We start from the raw sequence: 18,239 nt of genomic DNA on the forward strand, positions 1-18,239 counted from the left end.
AATCTGGCGAGATGAGAGAACCCTTACCGAAGGATCGTTTCCGCCGGGTTTCACAGCCCATCCACAGGATGTGAAAACCGGCGAAAGCGGGTTCCTGGAAAGGGAGTTGGGCTTCGGGAGGGGGCGTGGACCTCGGTTAGGGGGTCGGCCTTCGGTAAGGAAGTCGGCCTTCTGAAAAGTGGGTCGCCTTCTGGAAAGGGGTGCCGACGCTCAGGCGCGCATCGAGGCCAGCTCGATCACCGTGATGTCCGAGGGCGCGCCCACGCGCGTGGGCGGCCCCCAGGCGCCGGCGCCCCGGGAGACGTAGAGCTGCGTGTCGCCGTACCGCTCCAGGCCCGCGACGGTCGGATTCGCCGCCTCCGCCACGAAGTTGCCGGGCCAGAGCTGACCGCCGTGGGTGTGGCCGGAGAGCTGGAGGTCGACGTCGTGGTCGACGGCGTCGTGGATCTGCACCGGCTGATGGGCGAGCAGCACGCACGCGCGCGTGGTGTCGCGGTCGCCCAGCGCCTTGGTGAAGTCCGGGCCCTGGCCCTCGCTCTCGCCCGCGATGTCGTTGACGCCGGCCAGGTCGAACCACGGCAACTCGGTGCGCGCGTTCTCCAGCGGGAGCAGGCCGAGCCGGCGCACCTCCTCGACCCACTGTTCGGCGCCGGAGAAGTACTCGTGGTTGCCGGTGACGAAGTAGGCGGGCGCCTTCAGCTGCGACAGCGGCGCGGCGGCCGGGCCCAGGTCCTTCACGCTGCCGTCGACCAGGTCGCCGACGACCGCGACGATGTCCGGCTGGGTGCCGTTGATCGTGTCGACGACCCGCTGCGCGAAGCCCCGGCCCAGCGTCGGGCCCAGGTGGATGTCGCTGACCACGGCGATGCGGTAACCGTGCGCCCCGCGCGGGAGCTTGGCCAGCGGCACGGTGACCCGCTTCACGCGCGGGCCGCGCAGGACGCCGTACGTCCCGTATCCCACGGTCCCGACGGCCACCGCGGCGCCGGCTCCGGCGACGACGCGGGAGACGAAGAGGCGGCGGGAGGGGTCGGGGGGCGCGGGCCGTTCGGCTGTCCCGGAGGAGGCGGCGGTGGGTGCCTCCTCGGGAGTCGGCTCCTCAGCGGGCGCCGGCAGTGCTCCCGCCGGGACCGGCTCCCGTACGTCCGCCGCCGGGCGCGCCCGGCGCTCCAGCAGGCGGCGCAGCAGCGGTCGTACGACCTCTCCCGCGACCACCGCGAGCAGCAGGTAGATCGAGAGGGCCAGCCACAGGAAGCCCGGCCAGGCGAGGGTCTGCTGGAGCCAGAAGGGCGCGCCGGACCGCTCGGCGACGAGCGCGCCGATCGCCAGCAGCCAGCCGCCCGCGACGACGGCCACGCCCACGCGGCGCATGACACCCGGGCCCCGGGTCGTGTCGCGGAACAAGCGGCGCCACAGATACCAGTTGCCCGCCACCAGGACCGTGAGCGCGAGCAGCGCGAAGACGATGACCACCGTGCCGTGAACCCCGCTGTCTTTTGTGAGGACTTCTGGAGGATTTCTGGAGGACTTGCGTGCGGACTTCTGCGCGGACTTCTATGCGGCGCGGCGCAATGCGCGCAGTCCGCGCAACCCGATGCCCCCCACAACCGTCCCCAATACGAAGGAGACGACGGCGAGCGTCAGGTGCACCCAGAAGTACGCCGTCGGGTTCCCGTCCTCGAACGCGAGCCCGCTGCTGTCCTTGACAAGGTTTTTGACGAAAGTGACCCAGATGACCCAGCTCCACACCCCGAAGGCGAGCAGGAACCAGGAGACCGGGCGGCTGAGCTTCATACGTTCAGTATCGCCGCCGCCTGTCCGGTTCCCTTCCCGGGGTGGGGTGGGCGGTGGGACTTCCCGTCGCACGCCATGTACGTTCTCGTCCGTGCCCGCTGCCAAGAAGACCGTCAGGCGAACCCTGCTGGTCACCTCCGCCGCCCTGTCGTCGCTCGCGCTGACCGCGCCCGTCACGCTCGCGGCCCCGAGTCCCTCGACGAGTCCGAGTCCTTCGACGAGCTCCAGCTCCAGTCCTTCGACCAGTCCGTCGGCCGCACCACCGGCGAAGATGTCGACCGTGGGCGGCGCACGCCTCGGGCAGGCGGGCACGCAGGTCGATCTGGGCAGCGGCGCCCCCGTGCTCCCCAAGGACCTCACGGCCCGCTCCTGGATCGTCGCCGACGCCGAGTCCGGCGACGTGCTCGCCTCGCACAACGCGCACTGGCGGCTGCCCCCGGCGAGCACGATGAAGATGCTGTTCGCGGACACGGTGCTGCCGAAGTTCCCGAAGGCCGAGAAGCACAAGGTCGTCCCCGCCGACCTGGCGGGCATCGGGGCCGACTCCAGCATGGTCGGGATAAAGGAGGGCGAGACCTACACGGTCCGCGACCTGTGGCTCGGCGTGTTCCTGCGCTCCGGCAACGACGCCGTGCACGTGCTGTCGGCGATGAACGACGGCGTCGACACCACCGTCCAGCAGATGAACGAGCACGCCGAGGAGCTCCAGGCCCTCGACACGCACGTGGTCACCCCCGACGGCTACGACGCGCCGGGGCAGGTCTCCTCCGCGTACGACCTGACGCTTGTCGCCCGCTCCGGGCTGCAGAAGAAGGACTTCCGGGAGTACTGCTCGACGGTGCGGGCGCAGTTCCCGGGCGAGACGAAGAAGAACAAGAAAGGCAAGAAGGTCCGCAAGTCCTTCGAGATCCAGAACACCAACCGGCTGCTGAGCGGCGACTACGACACCCCTGTGTACCAGGGCATCGCGGGCGTCAAGAACGGCAATACGACGAATGCGGGCGCGACCTTCACGGGGGTCGCCGAACGCAACGGCAAGGTGCTGCTCGTCACCGTCATGAACCCGTCGAAGAACGACCACAACGAGGTCTACAAGGAGACCTCCAAGCTCTTCGACTGGGGCTTCAAGGCGGCCGGCAAGGCGCAGCCGGTGGGCGAGCTGGTGGCGCCGAAGGGCGCGCAGGCGAGCGCCCAGCCGGGCGCCACGGCCTCCTCCGGGCAGGCGGGCGGGTCCGGCGACGCGTCGACGGACCCGGTGACGAAGAAGGCCGCGGCCGAGGAGGACTCCGGCGGCATCGGGACGGCACTGGCGATCACGGGCGGCGCGCTGGTGCTGCTCGCGGCCGCCGCCTACCTGGTCAACCGCCGCTGGCCGCTGCCTGATCTGGTACGTCGTCGTCCTCGTCCCTGACCTTGCGGATCTCCCCGTCGCGCTCCTCGGCCTCCTCCTCGCGGATCTCGTCCTGCTCGCTCTGTGTCGCCGTCCAGGCGGCGCAGAACAGGACGAGTTTCGAGGTGAAGTTGATCCACAGCAGCAGCGCGACGGGCACGCCGAAGGCGCCGTACATGCTCTTCGCGGCGACGCCCTGCATATAGCCGCTCAGCAGCAGCTTCAGCAGTTCGAAGCCGACGGCGCCGGTCAGCGCGGCGACCAGCAGCCGACGGCGCGTCGGCTCCACGCCGGGCAGCAGCGTGAGGACGTACAGGAGCAGCAGGAAGTCGGCGAGTACGGCGACGGTGAACGCGGCGATCCGCAGCAGGGCCCGGCCGATGCCGCCCTCCTGGAGGCCGAGTTGCTCGCCGATCCAGCCGACCAGGGCCGAGGCGACGGTCGAGATGGCGATCGTGACGAGGACGGCGCCGCCGAAGCCGATCAGGATGATCGCGTCCTTGGCCTTGGACAGGATCGGGTTGCCCTCCCGGTCCGGCAGCTCCCACACCGCGCGCAGACAGTCGCGCATCGACCCGACCCAGCCGATGCCGGTGAACAGCAGCGCGGCGCCGGCGATGAGGCCGATCGTGCCGGCGTTCTGCACCAGACCGTGGATGTCGAGCTGGTCGGAGATGCCGGGCACCTGGTCGGCGATCTTGTCCTGGAGCGTGTTCTGCTGCTCGGTGCTGAGCGTGGCGGCGGCGACCGCGGCGGCCACGGTGAGCAGCGGGAACAGCGCGATGAAGCTGATGAACGTCATCGCGGCGGCCAGCCGCGACCACTTCACCCGGTCCAGGCGCTCGTAGGACCGCCACGCGTGCGTGGCGGTCAGCCGCGTCATCAGCGGCCCGACGACGGGGAGCTTCTTCAGCCAGTCCATGATCCGACTCTGCCCTCACTGCGGAAAACCAATGTGCGAGTACCCCAGAACCGCAGGATCGTCGCAAGGGCCATGCCGATTACAGCACCGGAGACCGTGTCCGCGCGCTGCGAGGTGAGGCCGAGGCCGTAGTGGCTGACGGCGAGGCACAGGAGCTGGACGAGGGCGCCGGCGATGTTGACGGCGACGAAGACCGCGTAGGGGCGCAGGCCGCCCGGTCCGGTGCCCCGGTAGGTGCCGAGCGCGTTGCCCGTGTACGCGATCGAGCAGCCGGCCACGAAGGAGAGCGCCTTGGCGGTGATCGGGTCGAGCCCGGCCGGGCCGCGCAGGCAGGTGAAGAGGGCGAGGTCGGTGGCGTAGGCGAGGAGTCCCACGGCGGCGAAGGCGAGGAGTTCGCGACGGCGGGGCCGGCTGCGGGAGGCGGGGCGGGCGAGTGCCGTGGCGGGGCTCGCGGTGGGCGTCGGGCTCACATGGGTCACCAATTCGCCACCGCCAGCGCGTACATCGCCAGCCACACCAGGGCGATGAGGGCGAGCGCCCGGTCGCGCAGGACGACGTCCTCGGGTTCGCCGGCCGTGCCGCGGTCCGCGAAGACGGCGTACCTGAGGACGGCGAGGATGAAGGCGACCATGGACAACTGGCGCCAGGGCAGCACGCTCGCGTGCGAGACGCCGCCCTCCTCCAGGGCCCACAGGCAGTAGCCGAGCACGGCGACCCCGGCGGCCAGCTGCCACACGAACCGCAGGTAGCCGGTGGTGTACTCGGTGAGCAACGCGCGCGTGGCGCCGCCTTTTCCGGCCAGCTGCACGGCCTCGGAGTAGCGCTTGGCCGCGACCATGAACAGCGCGCCGAAGCCGGTCGTGATCAGGAACCAGCGCGAGAGCGGGATCCCGAGGGCGAGCCCGCCGATCATCGCCCGCATCAGGAAGCCGGTCGTGACGACGACGAGGTCGACGACCAGGACGTGCTTGAGGCTGACGCAGTACGCCAGTTGCATGCCCAGGTAGGCCGTCAGGAGCGCCGCGACGACCGGCGACACCAGCCAGGCCGCGAGCGCCGGTGCGAGGGCCGTGAGGGCGCCTCCGACGGCGTAGGCGACGGGTACGGGGACCTGTCCTGCGGCGACCGGGCGGTGCCGTTTGGTGGGGTGGGCGCGGTCGGCCTCGGCGTCGCGGGCGTCGTTGATCAGGTAGACGGCGGCGGCGCAGGCGGTGAACAGCGCGAAGACCAGCGCGAGTTGGGTGAGCGCGTGCCGGGTGAAGAGCTGGCCGGCGGCGGCCGGGGCGGCGACGACCAGGACGTTCTTGACCCACTGCTTGGGGCGCGCGGTCCTCAGCAGACCGCGGAGGACCGAGCCGAGGCGGGTGCCCCTGCGGGGTGGCGGGGTACGTCGCCCGGGCGTGCGCTGTTCCAGGAGCGCCGTCTCGCGGGTGCGCGCGCTGCCGGTGAGGGGCGCGGTCTCCGTCATGAGCGCCCTCCGTCGTGCAGCGCGACCTTCATCCAGCGCGATCCGATGCGCGCCGTGAGCGCCCCCAGGGCCGCGCCCGCCACCACGTCCGAGGGGTAGTGGACGCCGACGACCAGGCGGGAGAGGCACATCGCGGCGGCGAGCGGCGGGACCACGTGCGCGCCGAGCGCCCCGAAGGCGACGGCCGCCGCGGCGGCGGAGGTCGCGTGGGAGCTGGGGAAGGAGTGCCGGCCCGCGGTGCGCACGAGGGGTTCGACGTGGGTCGGACGCGGGCGGCGCACCGCTCTCTTCACGCCCATGCTGACGAGGTGCGCACCGGCGGTGAGCGCCGTGCCGCGCAACCAGGCGCCGCGTCGCGCGCCGTCCACGGCGGCTCCCGCGAGCCCCGCCGCGAGCCACAGCGCACCGTGCTCGCCGGCCCGGGAGAGGGCGCGCGCGGCTCCGGCGACGCGCGGATCGGCGCCGTACGCCCGGCAGGCCGAAAGGACTCGGTGGTCCAGGTCCATGGGGTCCGTGGGATCCGTGTGCTCCATGTGGACTCACTGTTCACGTCAACGCCGTTGGAACTCCGGCAATATTGAGCGACATCCCATTAATCACCCATTTCGGGGAGGGAGGTCATGTTTATGAACAAACCGATCACATAGGGGCGATACGGTCGCGGACATGTCTGCCGACGCCGCCCCCACGTCCGCGCCCGTTCCCGCAGCCGTCCCCGCTCCCGCTCCCCTTCGCGCAGCCGTCCCCGTTCCCGTCACCGGGTGGGGCCGCACCGCGCCCACGGCGGCCCGTCTGATCCGCCCGGGGACGTACGAGGAGGCCGTGGCGGCCGTCCGGGGCTGCGGGGCCCGCGGGGGCATTCCCAGGGGCCTGGGGCGGGCCTACGGGGACGCGGCGCAGAACGCCGGCGGCGCGGTGCTCGACATGACGGGTCTGGACCGCGTCCACGTGATCGACGCCGCCGAGGGCATCGTGCTGTGCGACGCGGGCGTCTCCCTGCACCGGCTGATGGAGGTCCTGCTGCCGCTCGGCTGGTTCGTGCCGGTGACGCCGGGCACGCGCCAGGTGACGGTCGGCGGCGCGATCGGCGCGGACATCCACGGCAAGAACCACCACGTCTCGGGCTCCTTCTCCCGGCACGTCCTGTCCTTCGAACTCCTCACCGCCGACGGCACGATCCGCACGGTGAGCCGCGGCACGCCCCTGTTCGACGCGACCACCGGCGGCATGGGCCTGACCGGCGTGATCCTGACGGCGACCGTTCAACTGCTGCCCGTCGAGACGTCCCTGATGTCGGTCGACACCGAACGCGCGACGGACCTCGACGACCTGATGGCACGCCTCACGGCGACCGATCACCACTACCGCTACTCGGTCGCCTGGATCGACCTCCTCGCGCGAGGAGCGGCGACGGGCCGCGCGGTGCTCACCCGCGGCGACCACGCGCCCCTCGACGCGCTGCCCGCACGCACGCGTAGAGCACCGTTGGATTTCCGGACCCGCCGGCTCCCGGCCGCCCCCGCCTTCCTCCCGGAGGGCCTGCTGAGCCGCACGACCGTGGGCCTGTTCAACGAGCTCTGGTACCGCAAGGCACCCCGCGCGCGTACCGGCGAACTCCAGCGGATCCCCGCCTTCTTCCACCCCCTGGACGGCGTGCCGCACTGGAACCGCGTCTACGGCCGCGGCGGCTTCGTGCAGTACCAGTTCGTCGTCGGACACGGCCGGGAGGACGCCCTGCGCCGGATCGTGCGACGCATCTCCGAGCACCGGTGCCCGTCCTTCCTGGCCGTCCTCAAGCGCTTCGGGGAGGCCGACCCCGGCTGGCTCTCCTTCCCCGTGCCCGGCTGGACGCTGGCCCTCGACATCCCGGCCGGCCTGCCCGGCCTCGGTGTCCTCCTCGACCAGCTCGACGAGGACGTGGCCGAGGCCGGCGGACGCGTCTACCTCGCCAAGGACTCCCGGCTGCGCCCCGACCTGCTCGCCGCCATGTACCCGCGCCTCGACGACTTCCGGGCACTACGCGCGGAACTCGACCCGCGCGGGGTGTTCGTGTCGGACCTCGCCCGCCGCCTCGCCCTCTGAACAGCCCCAAGCTCTGAGCAACCCCAAGCTCCGGGCACCTTCCGGACACCCTCCACGCAACCCCAGGCAACCCCCAGGCACCCGCTAGGAGCTCTCTCGTGAAGGACGCCTTCGGTCTCCCCCAGTCCCTGCTCGTTCTCGGCGGTACGTCCGAGATCGCCCTCGCCACCGCCCGCCGTCTGATCGCCCGCCGCACCCGCACGGTGTGGCTCGCCGGACGCCCCTCTCCGGCCCTGGAGCAGTCCGCGGAGCAGCTGCGCGGTCTCGGCGCCGACGTGCACACCGTGGCCTTCGACGCGCTCGACCCCGACGCGCACGAGGTGGCGCTCGGCAAGGTGTTCGCCGAGGGCGACGTCGACATGGTGCTGCTCGCCTTCGGGATCCTCGGCGACCAGGCGAACGACGAGCGTGATCCGGCCGCCGCGGTGCGCGTCGCGCAGACCAACTACACGGGCGCGGTGTCGGCCGGGCTCGTGAGCGCACGCGCGTTGCAGGCGCAGGGCCACGGCTCGCTCGTGGTGCTCTCCTCCGTCGCCGGCGAGCGCGCCCGCCGCGCCAACTTCATCTACGGCTCCAGCAAGGCGGGCCTGGACGCGTTCGCCCAGGGCCTCGGCGACGCGCTCCACGGCACCGGCGTGCACGTCATGGTCGTACGCCCCGGGTTCGTCCGCTCGAAGATGACGGCGGGGCTGCCGGAGGCGCCGCTGGCGACGACCCCGGAGGCGGTCGCGACGGCCGTCGAACTGGGCCTGCGCCGCCGCTCGGAGACGGTGTGGGTGCCCGGCACGCTGCGCGTGGTGATGTCGGCCCTGCGGCACGTCCCGCGCGGGGTGTTCCGACGGCTGTCCCTGTAGATGTAGGCCGACGGCTGTCCTTGTAGGCGTAGGCCTACCGGCTCGGGATGGTGCCCCGCTCCACGTGACCGGCCTGCGGCGGCACCACCGAGCTCCCGAAGGGGAACTCCCGCAGCTTGCGCCACACGCCGTCCGCGCCCTGCTCGTACAGCGCGAACCCGGTGCACGGCCACTCGGCCTCGTAGTCGGCGAGCTCCTCGAAGGCACGGTCCATCGCCTCGTCGTCGATGCCGTGCGCGATCGTCACATGAGGGTGGTACGGGAACTGCAGGTCGCGTGCGACGGGCCCGGAGGCGTCGCGGACCTGCTTCTGCAGCCAGGTGCACGCCTCGGCGCCATCCTCCACGCGCACGTAGACGACGGGCGACAGCGGCCGGAAGGTGCCCGTGCCGGACAGCCGCATCCGGAACGGTCGGCCGTTCCCGGCGAGCTCCGTCAGATGCGCCTCGACGGCCGGCAGCGAAGCGCCGTCGACCTCCGTCGGCGGCAACAGGGTGACGTGCGTGGGGATGCCGTGAGCAGCGGCGTCCCCGAAGCCGGTGCGCAGCCGTTGGAGGCGGCTGCCGTGAGGCTCCGGGACCGCGATCGACACGCCGATCGTTACGGTCCCCACGTCATCTCCTGTCGTCGTGTCGGTCGGTCGTTCCCATCCGTTCGGCTATCGACTGTACGGCCACGGCTGGGATGCGGGCAGGCGCAACCGTAGTGATGTGCAGCGCTCTGTCCAGTGGTACGTGTGTGCGGTTGTGCGCCTCAGTGCTTCGCGGGCAGGAAGCCGACCCGGTCATAGGCCTGGGAGAGGGTCTCCGCGGCGACGGCACGCGCCTTCTCCGCGCCCTTGGCCAGAATCGAGTCGAGCGTCTCCGGGTCGTCCAGATACTGCTGCGTGCGCTCCTTGAAGGGCGTCACGAACTCGACCATGACCTCGGCGAGGTCCGTCTTGAGGGCGCCGTACATCTTGCCCTCGTAGTCCAGCTCCAGCTCCGCGACCGACTTGCCGGTGAGGGTCGAGTAGATCGTGAGCAGGTTGCTGACGCCCGGCTTCTCCACCGCGTCGTAGCGGATGACGGTGTCGGTGTCGGTGACCGCGCTCTTGACCTTCTTGGCGGTGGCCTTCGGGTCGTCGAGGAGGTTGATGAGGCCCTTCGGCGTGGACGCCGACTTGCTCATCTTGATCGACGGGTCCTGGAGGTCGTAGATCTTCGCCGTCTCCTTGAGGATGTACGGCTTCGGGATCGTGAAGGTCTCGCCGAAGCGGCCGTTGAAGCGCTCGGCGAGGTCGCGGGTCAGCTCGATGTGCTGCCGCTGGTCCTCACCGACCGGCACCTCGTTGGCCTGGTACAGCAGGATGTCCGCGACCTGGAGGATCGGGTACGTGAACAGGCCGACGCTCGCCCGGTCGGCACCCTGCTTGGCGGACTTGTCCTTGAACTGGGTCATGCGGGAGGCCTCGCCGAACCCGGTCAGGCAGTTCATGACCCACGCCAGCTGGGCGTGTTCGGGGACGTGGCTCTGCACGAAGAGCGTGCAGCGCTCCGCGTCGAGCCCGGCCGCCAGCAGCTGCGCGCCGGCGAGCCGGGTGTTGGCGCGCAGCTCCGCGGGGTCCTGCGGGATCGTGATCGCGTGCAGGTCCACGACCGCGTAGAACGCGTCGTGGGACTCCTGGAGAGCCACCCACTGGCGGACGGCGCCGAGGTAGTTGCCGAGGTGGAACGAGCCTGCGGTGGGCTGGATTCCGGAGAGCACGCGGGGACGGTCAGAAGCCATGCTCACCATTCTCTCAGGTCTGGGGGGCGGGTCCGGAACCGGTCGGAAACAGATGTGACACGGGTGGGAACCGATCCGGGTCGGGCGGTGTACCAAATGTGTGAGAACGCGGGAGGGGGGCCGCATCGTCGATGAGGCCGCGGTGATCGCACGCGTACGCGCCGGAGAGCCGGAGGCGTACGCGGAGCTGGTGCGGGCCCATACGGGCATCGCGCTCAGGGCGGCCGCGGCACTCGGGGCGGGTGCGGACGCGGAGGACGTGGTGCAGCAGGCCTTCGTGAAGGCGTACTGCGCGCTGGGCGGGTTCAAGGACGGCGCGGCCTTCAAGCCGTGGCTGCTGTCGATCGTCGCCAACGAGACGAGGAACACGGTGCGCACGGCGGCCCGGCAGCGCACGCTCGCCGGCCGGGAAGCGGCGTTCGCCGAGGCCGAGCCGCTGATACCGGAATCGGCGGACCCGGCGGTCGCGACCATCGAGACGGAGCGCCGCGCGGCCCTGCTGTCCGCCCTGGAGAAGCTGAGCGAGGAGCACCGCCTGGTCGTCACCTACCGCTATCTGCTGGAGATGGACGAGCCGGAGACCGCCCAGGCCCTCGGCTGGCCGAGAGGCACGGTGAAGTCCCGCCTCAGCCGCGCCCTGCGAAAGCTGGGCAGACTGCTGCCGGATTTCCGACCTCGGGAAGGGGGTGATGAGCATGAGTGAGTCGCACGAGGACGACGGTTTCGAGGACGAGAGCTTCGAGGGTCGGGGTGACGAGGGGCAGAGGTACGAGGGTGAGGGCGGCCGCGCCGCCGGAGGCACCGGTGGCCGTGGCCCGCGCGGCCGGGGTGACGGTCGGGGCGGCGGCCGGGGTCCGCGAGGACGTGCGCGGGGACGCGAGCAGGGACGTGAGCGGGGCCGGACCCGGGAGGATGCCGCCCGGCTGCCGGAGGAGCTGAAGGCGCTGGGCCGGTCGCTGGACGCGCCCGGCACCGGAGGCACCGACGACTCCGAGACGATGGTCGAGCGGGTACTGGGCCAGATACTCGCCGAACAACTGCCGACCCCGGTCCCCGAGCCACGGCCGGTCGGCGCGCGCCTGCGGTCGGTCCGGCACTGGACGCGACTGCGCTGGCGTTCGCTGACCGCCCTGCTGTGCGGCCTGCTGACGGTGCTCGTGCTCACGCCCCCGGTGCGGGCGGCGGTCTTCGACTGGTTCGACTTCGGCGGGGTCGAGGTGCGGTACGACCCGTCGGCGGTGCCCTCGCCCGGCGCCGAGGTGCCCGGGTGCGGGCGGTCGGTGTCGCTCGGGCAGGCCGAGCAGCGCGCCGGGTTCGAACCGCTGGTGCCGAAGGCGCTGGGCGTCCCGGACACGGTGGCGGTGACCGGTGAGCCGCACGGGCGGTTCCTGGTGAGCCTGTGCTGGCGCGAGGACGGGCACACGGTCCGGCTGGACGAGATGCCGAACCCACTGGACCTCACCTTCACCAAGACCGCGCGCGAACAGCCGGAGTGGGTCCCGCTGGGCGAGGAGACCTCGACCGACGGCATTCGGGACTACGCCCTGTGGTTCCCCCGCCCTCATCTGCTGAGCTTCTGGCTGATCGACGCGGACGGCAGCCGCTTCACCCGCAAGGAGCGGACCGCCGGGCCGACGCTGCTGTGGATGCACCGGACCGGCCTCGACGAGGTGACGCTCCGGCTGGAGGGGGTGGCGTCGAGGGCTCGGGCGGTGGAGATCGCGAAGGGGTTGGAGAAGGCCGGGGAGATGTCTGCCGCGGGCTCCGCCGGGGGCTCTGTCGAGGGCTCCGGCGGGTCTGGCGATGGCTCTGCCGACGGACCCTCCGATGACTCCGGCGGCGGGTCTGCCGGCGGGTCGGCGAAATAGTGCGGTCGGGGTGGGAACCCCGGCGGGTCGGGCGGTGTACCAGAAGTGACATACGGCTCGGGGACGGGTCGAGGGACGACTGGTTGGGGGACGGAATGCGCGGGTGGCGGAACAGATGGCGGGGCCGGGTCCGTGAACTGGCGGTGTTGGCAGGCGCGTTGGCGGTGACGCTGGCCCTGATGACGTGGGTGGCGTCGTCGGCCTCGGCGGGCGGACCGACGAGTGTGCTGGTGACCTCGCCGACCAGCGGCCAGGCCACCGGGTTGTACTACTCCGACAAGGAATACGGCGCGCTGGAACAGTTGCTCGGCGCGGCGGAAGTGGGCAGCCGGGACCAGCCGGCCGAGGTCAATTTGGCCAACGCGCGGCAGATCAACGTCACATGGATGGTGCACGACATGTCGCCGTGGCGCGTGGACCGGGTCTTCCCCGTCGACTCCGGGCCCCGCGCCGTCTGGATCCACACGGCGGCCAACATGCCGGAAACGCCGAACGGTTACTGGCACCGCGCCGACCACCCTGCCGAACTGCGCGCTCTGTTGAAGAAGTTGGGCGTGATGGGCAAGGCCTCGGGCGACCCCTCCACGGGCATCTTCCCGGAGCCGTGGCGATCGGAGGAGCCGACGCCGGAGCCGGCCACTGTGCCGACCGACGTACCGGACACGTCGACGACCACCGTGTCGGTCGGCTTGCCGGACCCGCCCGACGGCACCCGCTGGTGGTCCAACTGGTGGTGGACGCTGCCGGGGGCGGCGGCCGGGGCGGGGGTGGCGCTGGTGCTGCGACCGCTGGCGTCGCGACTGCCGTCGGGGTGGGGGCGCGGAGGGCCAGAGTCGGGGCCCAGGCAGGAGTTGCGGGACGTATGAGGGGGTGCGGGCGGACCGGGCGGGCTGGGCGGACCGGGCATGGCACACGAGTCGGGCGGGCGACGGCGCGGCTTGCGACGATGTTGCCGGCGGTGGCGGTGATGTTGCCGGTGGTGGCGGTGACCTTGTGCGGGGTGCCGATGGCCGACGCGGCGGTCGGCACAGGGGCCGGGCCCGGGGCAGTGGCCCGAACAGCTGCGGAGGCTCCGACGCCGGGCCGGGACACTCCCGACACAGCGGTGATCGTCGCGGGTGGCACGGGACGGACGATGGCGCTGCGTTCCGGCGAGCCTGCGTTCGCGCGGCTGACGGAGCTGTTGCGGCCGTCGTTCACCGGGACGGAACGGGTGCCGGAGGAGTGGACCGAGGGCCGGTATCCGCCGGTGGACTTCACGGTGATCTGGGGGCTGTCGGGTGTCGGGGGCTGGCCGCAGACCCATCGGGCGCCGGGCGGTGACGTGGCCATGGAGCGGCAGGACCAACTGTTCGTGGCGGCGGACGGTTCGCCCTGGGTGCGCAGCGACCTCGCGCCGGACGTGGAGGACGACGACATCCGCTGGCACCGGGCGCCGCGCTCGATCTTCGTGACGCTGGAGCAGCAGGGCGTGCTCGACGGGCTCGGGGACGGGCCGCGGAGCAGGTCTGGGGGCGGAACCGGCGAGAACGCCGAGGGGAGTTCGGACAGAGCAGGCGCGGCGGACAGGCTGGGCGGAGGCGGGCTAGGCCGGGGTGGTGTCTGGTGGACGCTGCCGGGGCTCGCCGTGGGGCTCGCGGTCGGTGTCGGCGGCACGCTGCTGATACGCCGCGCGGCGGCCCGGCAGGGAGCCGGACCGCCGCGGGAGGAGCCACGACATGAGCTGATCGACCTCGACCTGTGAGGTGAGTGCGGTGAGGTGAGGTGAGGCCAGCCGTCGGAACGGCTTGCCGCGTCAGCTCGATGGGCCTCAGCCCAGGTCGATCTCCGGGTAGAGCGGGAAGCCGGCCACGAGGTCGGTGGCGCGGCGGGAGATCTCGTCGGCGACCTTGGGGTCGAGGACGTGCTGGGCCTTGGACGGCGCGCCCTTGCTGGTGGTGCCGGGCTCCGCGGTGGTGAGGACGCGGTCGATGAGCGCGGCGACCTCGTCCATCTCGGCGGTGCCGAGACCACGGGTGGTCAGGGCGGGGGTGCCGATGCGGATGCCGGAGGTGTACCAGGCGCCGTTGGGGTCGGCCGGGATGGAGTTGCGGTTGGTGACGATGCCGGAGTCGAGGAGGGCGGCCTCGGCCTGGCGGCCGGTGAGGCCGTAGGAGGTGGTGACGTCGATCAGGTTGAGGTGGTTGTCCGTGCCGCCGGTGACGAGGGTGGCGCCGCGGCTCATCAACCCCTCGGCGAGGGCGCGGGAGTTGTCGACGATGCGCTGGGCGTAGTCCTGGAAGGAGGGCTGACGGGCCTCGGCGAGGGCGACGGCCTTGGCGGCCATGACGTGCGGGAGCGGACCGCCGAGGACCATCGGGCAGCCGCGGTCGACCTGGTCCTTGAGGGAGTCGTCGCACAGGACCATGCCGCCGCGCGGGCCGCGCAGCGACTTGTGGGTGGTGGTGGTGACGATCTGGGCGTGCGGGACCGGGTCGAAGTCACCGGTCAGCACCTTGCCGGCGACCAGACCGGCGAAGTGCGCCATGTCGACCATCAGGGTCGCACCGACCTCGTCGGCGATCTCGCGCATGATGCGGAAGTTCACGAGACGGGGGTAGGCGGAGTAGCCGGCGACGATGATCAGCGGCTGGAACTCGCGGGCGGAGGTGCGCAGGGCCTCGTAGTCGATGAGGCCGGTGGTGGGGTCGGTGCCGTAGGACCGCTGGTCGAACATCTTGCCGGAGATGTTCGGGCGGAAGCCGTGGGTGAGGTGGCCGCCGGCGTCCAGGGACATGCCGAGCATGCGCTGGTTGCCGAAAGCCTGGCGCAGTTCGGCCCAGTCGGCCTCGGAGAGGTCGTTGACCTGGCGGACGCCGGCCTTCTCCAGGGCGGGGGCCTCGACGCGCTGGGCGAGGACGGACCAGAAGGCGACGAGGTTGGCGTCGATGCCGGAGTGCGGCTGGACGTAGGCGTGGCGGGCGCCGAAGAGTTCCTTGGCGTGCTCGGCCGCGAGGGACTCGACGGTGTCGACGTTGCGACAGCCGGCGTAGAAGCGGCGTCCGACGGTGCCCTCGGCGTACTTGTCGCTGAACCAGTTGCCCATGGCGAGGAGGGTGGCCGGGGAGGCGTAGTTCTCCGAGGCGATCAGCTTGAGCATCTCGCGCTGGTCGGCCACCTCCTGGCCGATGGCGTCGGCGACGCGCGGCTCGACGGCACGGATCACATCGAGGGCGGAGCGGAAGGCGGTGGACTCGGGGGAAAGGGGCGCAGAGTTGTCGGGCATCAGGACCTCCGGACGTTGCGTTCGGCGTTCACGGTACGGCCCAGGCGCACGGCACACAGTTTCCGTTCGGGCCGCTCCCCGATGGTTGGTCCCATCCCAGCGCGCCAGTCACGGCCCGCCGGTCAGCCTACCGGGCAGGCCGCGGGGCGGACGTGTCCCGTCCACCATGCGAGCGAGGTCCGGCCGGGCGGCGGACTCACCGGATGACGTGCGGCAGGAAGCGGGCGTACTCGTCCGTGACCAGGCCCGACGACTCCCGGATGCCGAGACCGGCCGACTCGTTCTCGACGACCCAGGCGCCGAGGACGACGTGGTTGCCGTCGAAGTCGGGCAGCGGGGCCAACTGCTGGTAGCAGCAGGGTTCCTGGGGCTCGGGCGGGGGCGTGTGCGGGGCGTGGACCGTCACGCCGGCGCCCTCGCGGCCGAGCAGGGGCTTGGCGACGTAGCCCGTGGTGCGGGCGAGGTCGCGGGGGCCGTCGAGGTAGGACGGGAGGAGGTTGGGGTGGTCGGGATACAGCTCCCACAGGACGGCCAGCAGGGCCTTGTTGCTGAGGAGCATCTTCCAGGCGGGTTCGATCCACAGGGTGGTGCCGGTGCCGCCGCCGTTGTCGAGGGTGTCGAGGACGTGGTCGGCGAAGCGGTCGCTGGTGAGCCACTCCCAGGGATAGAGCTTGAAGCAACTGCGGATGAAGCGGAGGCGGTTGTCGACGAAGCGGCCGGAGAGGGGGTCCCAGCCGATCTCCTCCATGGAGATCCAGTCGGTGTCGAGGCCGGCCTGTTCGGCGGTCTCCTTGAGATAGGCGACGGTCATGAGGTCCTCGCCGAGTTCGTCGGCGGCGGAGTGCGCGAAGTGGAGGGGCGCGCCGGGCGGGAGGAGGGCGGCCTGGTTCTTCCAGGCGGCGACGAGGCGTTCGTGGAGGGAGTTCCACTGGTCGGCGCCGGGGAAGCGGTCCTGCATCCAGAACCACTGGGGCGAGGCGGCCTCGACGAGGGAGGTGGGCGTGTCGGCGTTGTACTCCAGCAGTTTCGCCGGACCGGTGCCGTCGTAGCGGAGGTCGAAACGGCCGTAGACGGAAGGGAGTTCGGCGCGCCGGTGCCAGGCCTCGGCGACGGTCTGCGCGAGGCGGGGGTCGGTGATGCCGAGGTCGGCGAGGCGGTGGTGGGACACCATGTGCTCGGCCGCCGCCAGGCACATGCGGTGCAGTTCCTCGACGGTCTCCTCCAGGGCCTCGACCTCGGGGAGCGTGAAGGAGTAGTAGGCGCTCTCGTCCCAGTAGGGGCGCAAGGAGTCGTCGGGATACCGGGTGAGGGGATAGACGAGGCCCTGTTCCTCGACGGTGCGCTGCCAGTCGGGGCGCGGGGTGATCCGGTGCCTTCGCATGGGTCGCTCAGCCGCCGGAGCTTCCCTTGCCGCTGCCGAAGCCGCCGCGGTCGACGCTGCTGCCGTGGCCGCCGCCCGAGGAGCCGGAGCTCTTGCGCGGCTTGGTGAAGGAACCGCCCTCGACCCAGGAGCCCTTCTTCTTGCCGCCGTAGTACCAGGCGCCGTTCGCCGAGGTCCTGGTGGAGTTGCAGCTCTTGTCGGCGACGACCTTGTAGCCCTTGGCGAGGTTGTAGCTGTCGCGGTCGACGCAGCGCTTGTCGGGGTCGGAGGAGCAGGCGGTGAGGGCGGCGGCGAGCAGCCCCATGCCGCCGAGTACGACCGTGCCCGAGCGTAGTTGTCTGCGTGCGTCCGCCATGTTCCGTCTCCCCGTTGATCCGGCCGCTGCGCGAGAGGCCGACTGCCGTCAGGCCGCTGTGTGATCTTCGGCGGACAGCCTAGAGATCGGTGAGAGCGCGCCACGAGGCACCCCGCCCGTACTCCCCTCCCCTACAGTCGCTTTGTGATCTTTGGGATGGTGTGCGCGCTGGCTGCGGCGGTCTGCTTCGGTACGGCGACGGTGTTGCAGGCCGTCGCCACGCGGGAGGCCGACGCGGAGACGGCCGGCACCCGCGCGACCGGCGCCGGTGGGGAGGCGGCGCTGCTGCTCAGGGCCGTGCGGCAGTGGCGGTATCTGCTCGGGCTCGGTCTTGACGGGCTGGGGTTCGTGTTCCAGATCGCCGCGCTGCGCTCGATCCCCATCTACGCGGTCGGCGCCGCGCTGGCCTCCAGCCTGGCGGTGACGGCGGTGGTCGCGGCCCGGCTGCTGCGGGTGCGGCTGAGCGGGCTGGAGTGGAGTGCGGTCGGGGTGGTCTGCGGCGGACTGGCGATGCTGGGACTGGCCTCGGGCGCGGAAGGGGACCGCGCCGGGTCGACCACGCTGAAGTACGCGATGCTCGGGGTCGCCGTCGCGGTACTGCTGCTCGCGCTGGTCGGCGGGCGCTGGTCGGGGCGGGGCCGGGCGCCGGCACTCGGGCTGGGTGCGGGGTTCGGGTTCGGCGTGGTGGAGGTGGCGGTACGCCTGATCGACTCGGTCACCCCCTCGGACCTCCTCACCAACCCGGCGACCTACGCCCTCCTCCTCGGCGGCGCCGCCGCTTTCCTCCTGCTGACCTCGGCCCTCCAGCACGGCTCGGTGACCGCGGCCACCGCCGGAATGGTCATCGGCGAGACGATCGGCCCGGCAGCGGTGGGCGTGATCTGGCTCGGCGACCGCACGAGGGAGGGCTTGGTGTGGCTGGCGGTACTGGGGTTCTGCGTGGCGGTGGCGGGGGCGCTTGCGTTGGCACGGTTCGGGGAGGCGCCGCCCACCCCCGGGATTTCCCCTAACCCTTCCCGGAGGCCCGAGGGCTGACCGGCTTCCTACTGTTTCGCTGTACGGCCGGAGAACCGGTCGGGCAGAGCAGGACGGA

General features: G+C 71.6%; 19 protein-coding genes and 1 riboswitch. Of the genes, 8 read left to right on the forward strand and 11 right to left on the reverse strand.

Going from position 1 to position 18,239, the window contains the following annotated elements:
* Positions 1-210: 210 nt before the first annotated feature.
* Both ACWD5F_RS38470 and ACWD5F_RS38475 read right to left on the reverse strand, forming a co-directional pair.
* Positions 211-1,473, reverse strand: a complete 1,263-nt coding sequence (locus ACWD5F_RS38470; protein WP_451260909.1) for a metallophosphoesterase — start codon at positions 1,471-1,473, stop codon at positions 211-213.
* 81 nt (positions 1,474-1,554) lie between these two features.
* Entirely contained in the window at positions 1,555-1,794 is a 240-nt protein-coding gene (locus tag ACWD5F_RS38475) for an SCO4848 family membrane protein (protein ID WP_401713769.1), read from the reverse strand.
* Here ACWD5F_RS38475 and ACWD5F_RS38480 point away from each other — a divergent pair.
* Positions 1,733-3,205, forward strand: coding sequence for a D-alanyl-D-alanine carboxypeptidase (locus ACWD5F_RS38480; protein WP_451260910.1), 1,473 nt, complete (start codon positions 1,733-1,735; stop codon positions 3,203-3,205). The genes ACWD5F_RS38475 and ACWD5F_RS38480 overlap by 62 nt on opposite strands.
* On the opposite strand, the gene ACWD5F_RS38485 is transcribed toward ACWD5F_RS38480, so the two are convergent.
* From ACWD5F_RS38485 to ACWD5F_RS38500, 4 genes are all read right to left on the reverse strand, one after another.
* Positions 3,153-4,106: a YihY/virulence factor BrkB family protein gene (locus ACWD5F_RS38485; protein ID WP_401713772.1), complete on the reverse strand. Its 954-nt coding sequence runs from the start codon at positions 4,104-4,106 to the stop codon at positions 3,153-3,155. The two genes, ACWD5F_RS38480 and ACWD5F_RS38485, sit on opposite strands and share 53 nt — an antisense overlap.
* A complete protein-coding gene (locus ACWD5F_RS38490) occupies positions 4,094-4,480 on the reverse strand; it encodes a GtrA family protein (RefSeq protein ID WP_451260964.1) in 387 nt (128 codons plus the stop codon). Before ACWD5F_RS38490 ends, ACWD5F_RS38485 begins: the two co-directional genes overlap by 13 nt.
* Positions 4,481-4,581: 101 nt before the next feature.
* Positions 4,582-5,574 (reverse strand): decaprenyl-phosphate phosphoribosyltransferase, encoded by a 993-nt coding sequence (locus ACWD5F_RS38495; protein WP_451260911.1) that lies wholly within the window; start codon positions 5,572-5,574, stop codon positions 4,582-4,584.
* Positions 5,571-6,107 (reverse strand): phosphatase PAP2 family protein, encoded by a 537-nt coding sequence (locus ACWD5F_RS38500; protein ID WP_451260912.1) that lies wholly within the window; start codon positions 6,105-6,107, stop codon positions 5,571-5,573. The genes ACWD5F_RS38495 and ACWD5F_RS38500 overlap by 4 nt, the downstream gene beginning before the upstream one ends.
* A gap of 133 nt (positions 6,108-6,240) precedes the next feature.
* Between ACWD5F_RS38500 and ACWD5F_RS38505 the strand changes: the two genes are divergently transcribed.
* Together ACWD5F_RS38505 and ACWD5F_RS38510 are read left to right on the forward strand one after the other, a co-directional pair.
* The gene (locus tag ACWD5F_RS38505) at positions 6,241-7,656 is read left to right on the forward strand and encodes an FAD-binding protein (RefSeq protein WP_451260913.1); all 1,416 of its coding nucleotides are present in this window, start codon (positions 6,241-6,243) and stop codon (positions 7,654-7,656) included.
* Between the two features lie 98 nt (positions 7,657-7,754).
* Positions 7,755-8,510 carry a decaprenylphospho-beta-D-erythro-pentofuranosid-2-ulose 2-reductase gene (locus ACWD5F_RS38510; RefSeq protein ID WP_451260914.1) on the forward strand — a complete coding sequence of 252 codons (756 nt, stop codon included), beginning with the start codon at positions 7,755-7,757 and terminating at the stop codon, positions 8,508-8,510.
* A 34-nt stretch (positions 8,511-8,544) separates the two neighbouring features.
* On the opposite strand, the gene ACWD5F_RS38515 is transcribed toward ACWD5F_RS38510, so the two are convergent.
* Positions 8,545-9,123, reverse strand: coding sequence for a 2'-5' RNA ligase family protein (locus tag ACWD5F_RS38515; RefSeq protein WP_401713782.1), 579 nt, complete (start codon positions 9,121-9,123; stop codon positions 8,545-8,547).
* 140 nt (positions 9,124-9,263) lie between these two features.
* Positions 9,264-10,277 (reverse strand): tryptophan--tRNA ligase, encoded by a 1,014-nt coding sequence (gene trpS / locus ACWD5F_RS38520; protein WP_451260915.1) that lies wholly within the window; start codon positions 10,275-10,277, stop codon positions 9,264-9,266.
* A 100-nt stretch (positions 10,278-10,377) separates the two neighbouring features.
* Here trpS and ACWD5F_RS38525 point away from each other — a divergent pair, with 100 nt between their 5' ends.
* The 4 genes from ACWD5F_RS38525 to ACWD5F_RS38540 all read left to right on the forward strand — a co-directional run bounded on the left by ACWD5F_RS38525 (position 10,378) and on the right by ACWD5F_RS38540 (position 13,889).
* Complete coding sequence (locus tag ACWD5F_RS38525) at positions 10,378-10,980, forward strand: RNA polymerase sigma factor (protein ID WP_401713786.1); 603 nt, start codon at positions 10,378-10,380, stop codon at positions 10,978-10,980.
* Positions 10,973-12,145 (forward strand): hypothetical protein, encoded by a 1,173-nt coding sequence (locus tag ACWD5F_RS38530; protein ID WP_451260916.1) that lies wholly within the window; start codon positions 10,973-10,975, stop codon positions 12,143-12,145. The genes ACWD5F_RS38525 and ACWD5F_RS38530 overlap by 8 nt, the downstream gene beginning before the upstream one ends.
* Positions 12,146-12,288: 143 nt before the next feature.
* Positions 12,289-13,011, forward strand: a complete 723-nt coding sequence (locus ACWD5F_RS38535) for a hypothetical protein (protein ID WP_451260965.1) — start codon at positions 12,289-12,291, stop codon at positions 13,009-13,011.
* Positions 13,012-13,112: 101 nt separating this feature from the next.
* Positions 13,113-13,889, forward strand: a complete 777-nt coding sequence (locus tag ACWD5F_RS38540) for a hypothetical protein (RefSeq protein WP_451260966.1) — start codon at positions 13,113-13,115, stop codon at positions 13,887-13,889.
* Between the two features lie 66 nt (positions 13,890-13,955).
* On the opposite strand, the gene ACWD5F_RS38545 is transcribed toward ACWD5F_RS38540, so the two are convergent.
* The 3 genes from ACWD5F_RS38545 to ACWD5F_RS38555 all read right to left on the reverse strand — a co-directional run bounded on the left by ACWD5F_RS38545 (position 13,956) and on the right by ACWD5F_RS38555 (position 17,146).
* On the reverse strand, positions 13,956-15,410 hold the full coding sequence (locus ACWD5F_RS38545) for a glycine hydroxymethyltransferase (RefSeq protein ID WP_401713790.1): 1,455 nt from the start codon (positions 15,408-15,410) through the stop codon (positions 13,956-13,958).
* Between the two features lie 31 nt (positions 15,411-15,441).
* Positions 15,442-15,532, reverse strand: a riboswitch (ZMP/ZTP riboswitch).
* 74 nt (positions 15,533-15,606) lie between these two features.
* The gene (locus tag ACWD5F_RS38550) at positions 15,607-16,791 is read right to left on the reverse strand and encodes a glutathionylspermidine synthase family protein (RefSeq protein ID WP_451260917.1); all 1,185 of its coding nucleotides are present in this window, start codon (positions 16,789-16,791) and stop codon (positions 15,607-15,609) included.
* A gap of 7 nt (positions 16,792-16,798) precedes the next feature.
* On the reverse strand, positions 16,799-17,146 hold the full coding sequence (locus ACWD5F_RS38555; RefSeq protein ID WP_401713793.1) for a hypothetical protein: 348 nt from the start codon (positions 17,144-17,146) through the stop codon (positions 16,799-16,801).
* Positions 17,147-17,302: 156 nt separating this feature from the next.
* On the opposite strand from ACWD5F_RS38555, the gene ACWD5F_RS38560 reads away from it, so the two are divergent.
* Positions 17,303-18,181 carry a hypothetical protein gene (locus tag ACWD5F_RS38560; protein ID WP_451260967.1) on the forward strand — a complete coding sequence of 293 codons (879 nt, stop codon included), beginning with the start codon at positions 17,303-17,305 and terminating at the stop codon, positions 18,179-18,181.
* Positions 18,182-18,239: the final 58 nt, after the last annotated feature.

Source organism: Streptomyces sp. NPDC002499 (assembly GCF_053595415.1).

Excerpts from the sequence above, each read along its gene's own strand:
- ACWD5F_RS38545 (WP_401713790.1), bottom strand. The coding sequence starts at position 15,410 with ATGCCCGACAACTCTGCGCCCCTTTCCCCCGAGTCCACCGCCTTCCGC.
- ACWD5F_RS38495 (WP_451260911.1), bottom strand. The coding sequence starts at position 5,574 with ATGACGGAGACCGCGCCCCTCACCGGCAGCGCGCGCACCCGCGAGACG.
- ACWD5F_RS38550 (WP_451260917.1), bottom strand. The coding sequence starts at position 16,791 with ATGCGAAGGCACCGGATCACCCCGCGCCCCGACTGGCAGCGCACCGTC.
- ACWD5F_RS38560 (WP_451260967.1), top strand. The coding sequence starts at position 17,303 with ATGGTGTGCGCGCTGGCTGCGGCGGTCTGCTTCGGTACGGCGACGGTG.
- ACWD5F_RS38555 (WP_401713793.1), bottom strand. The coding sequence starts at position 17,146 with ATGGCGGACGCACGCAGACAACTACGCTCGGGCACGGTCGTACTCGGC.
- ACWD5F_RS38540 (WP_451260966.1), top strand. The coding sequence starts at position 13,113 with ATGTTGCCGGTGGTGGCGGTGACCTTGTGCGGGGTGCCGATGGCCGAC.
- ACWD5F_RS38500 (WP_451260912.1), bottom strand. The coding sequence starts at position 6,107 with ATGGAGCACACGGATCCCACGGACCCCATGGACCTGGACCACCGAGTC.
- ACWD5F_RS38530 (WP_451260916.1), top strand. The coding sequence starts at position 10,973 with ATGAGTGAGTCGCACGAGGACGACGGTTTCGAGGACGAGAGCTTCGAG.
- ACWD5F_RS38505 (WP_451260913.1), top strand. The coding sequence starts at position 6,241 with ATGTCTGCCGACGCCGCCCCCACGTCCGCGCCCGTTCCCGCAGCCGTC.
- ACWD5F_RS38485 (WP_401713772.1), bottom strand. The coding sequence starts at position 4,106 with ATGGACTGGCTGAAGAAGCTCCCCGTCGTCGGGCCGCTGATGACGCGG.
- ACWD5F_RS38480 (WP_451260910.1), top strand. The coding sequence starts at position 1,733 with ATGACCCAGCTCCACACCCCGAAGGCGAGCAGGAACCAGGAGACCGGG.
- ACWD5F_RS38475 (WP_401713769.1), bottom strand. The coding sequence starts at position 1,794 with ATGAAGCTCAGCCGCCCGGTCTCCTGGTTCCTGCTCGCCTTCGGGGTG.
- trpS (WP_451260915.1), bottom strand. The coding sequence starts at position 10,277 with ATGGCTTCTGACCGTCCCCGCGTGCTCTCCGGAATCCAGCCCACCGCA.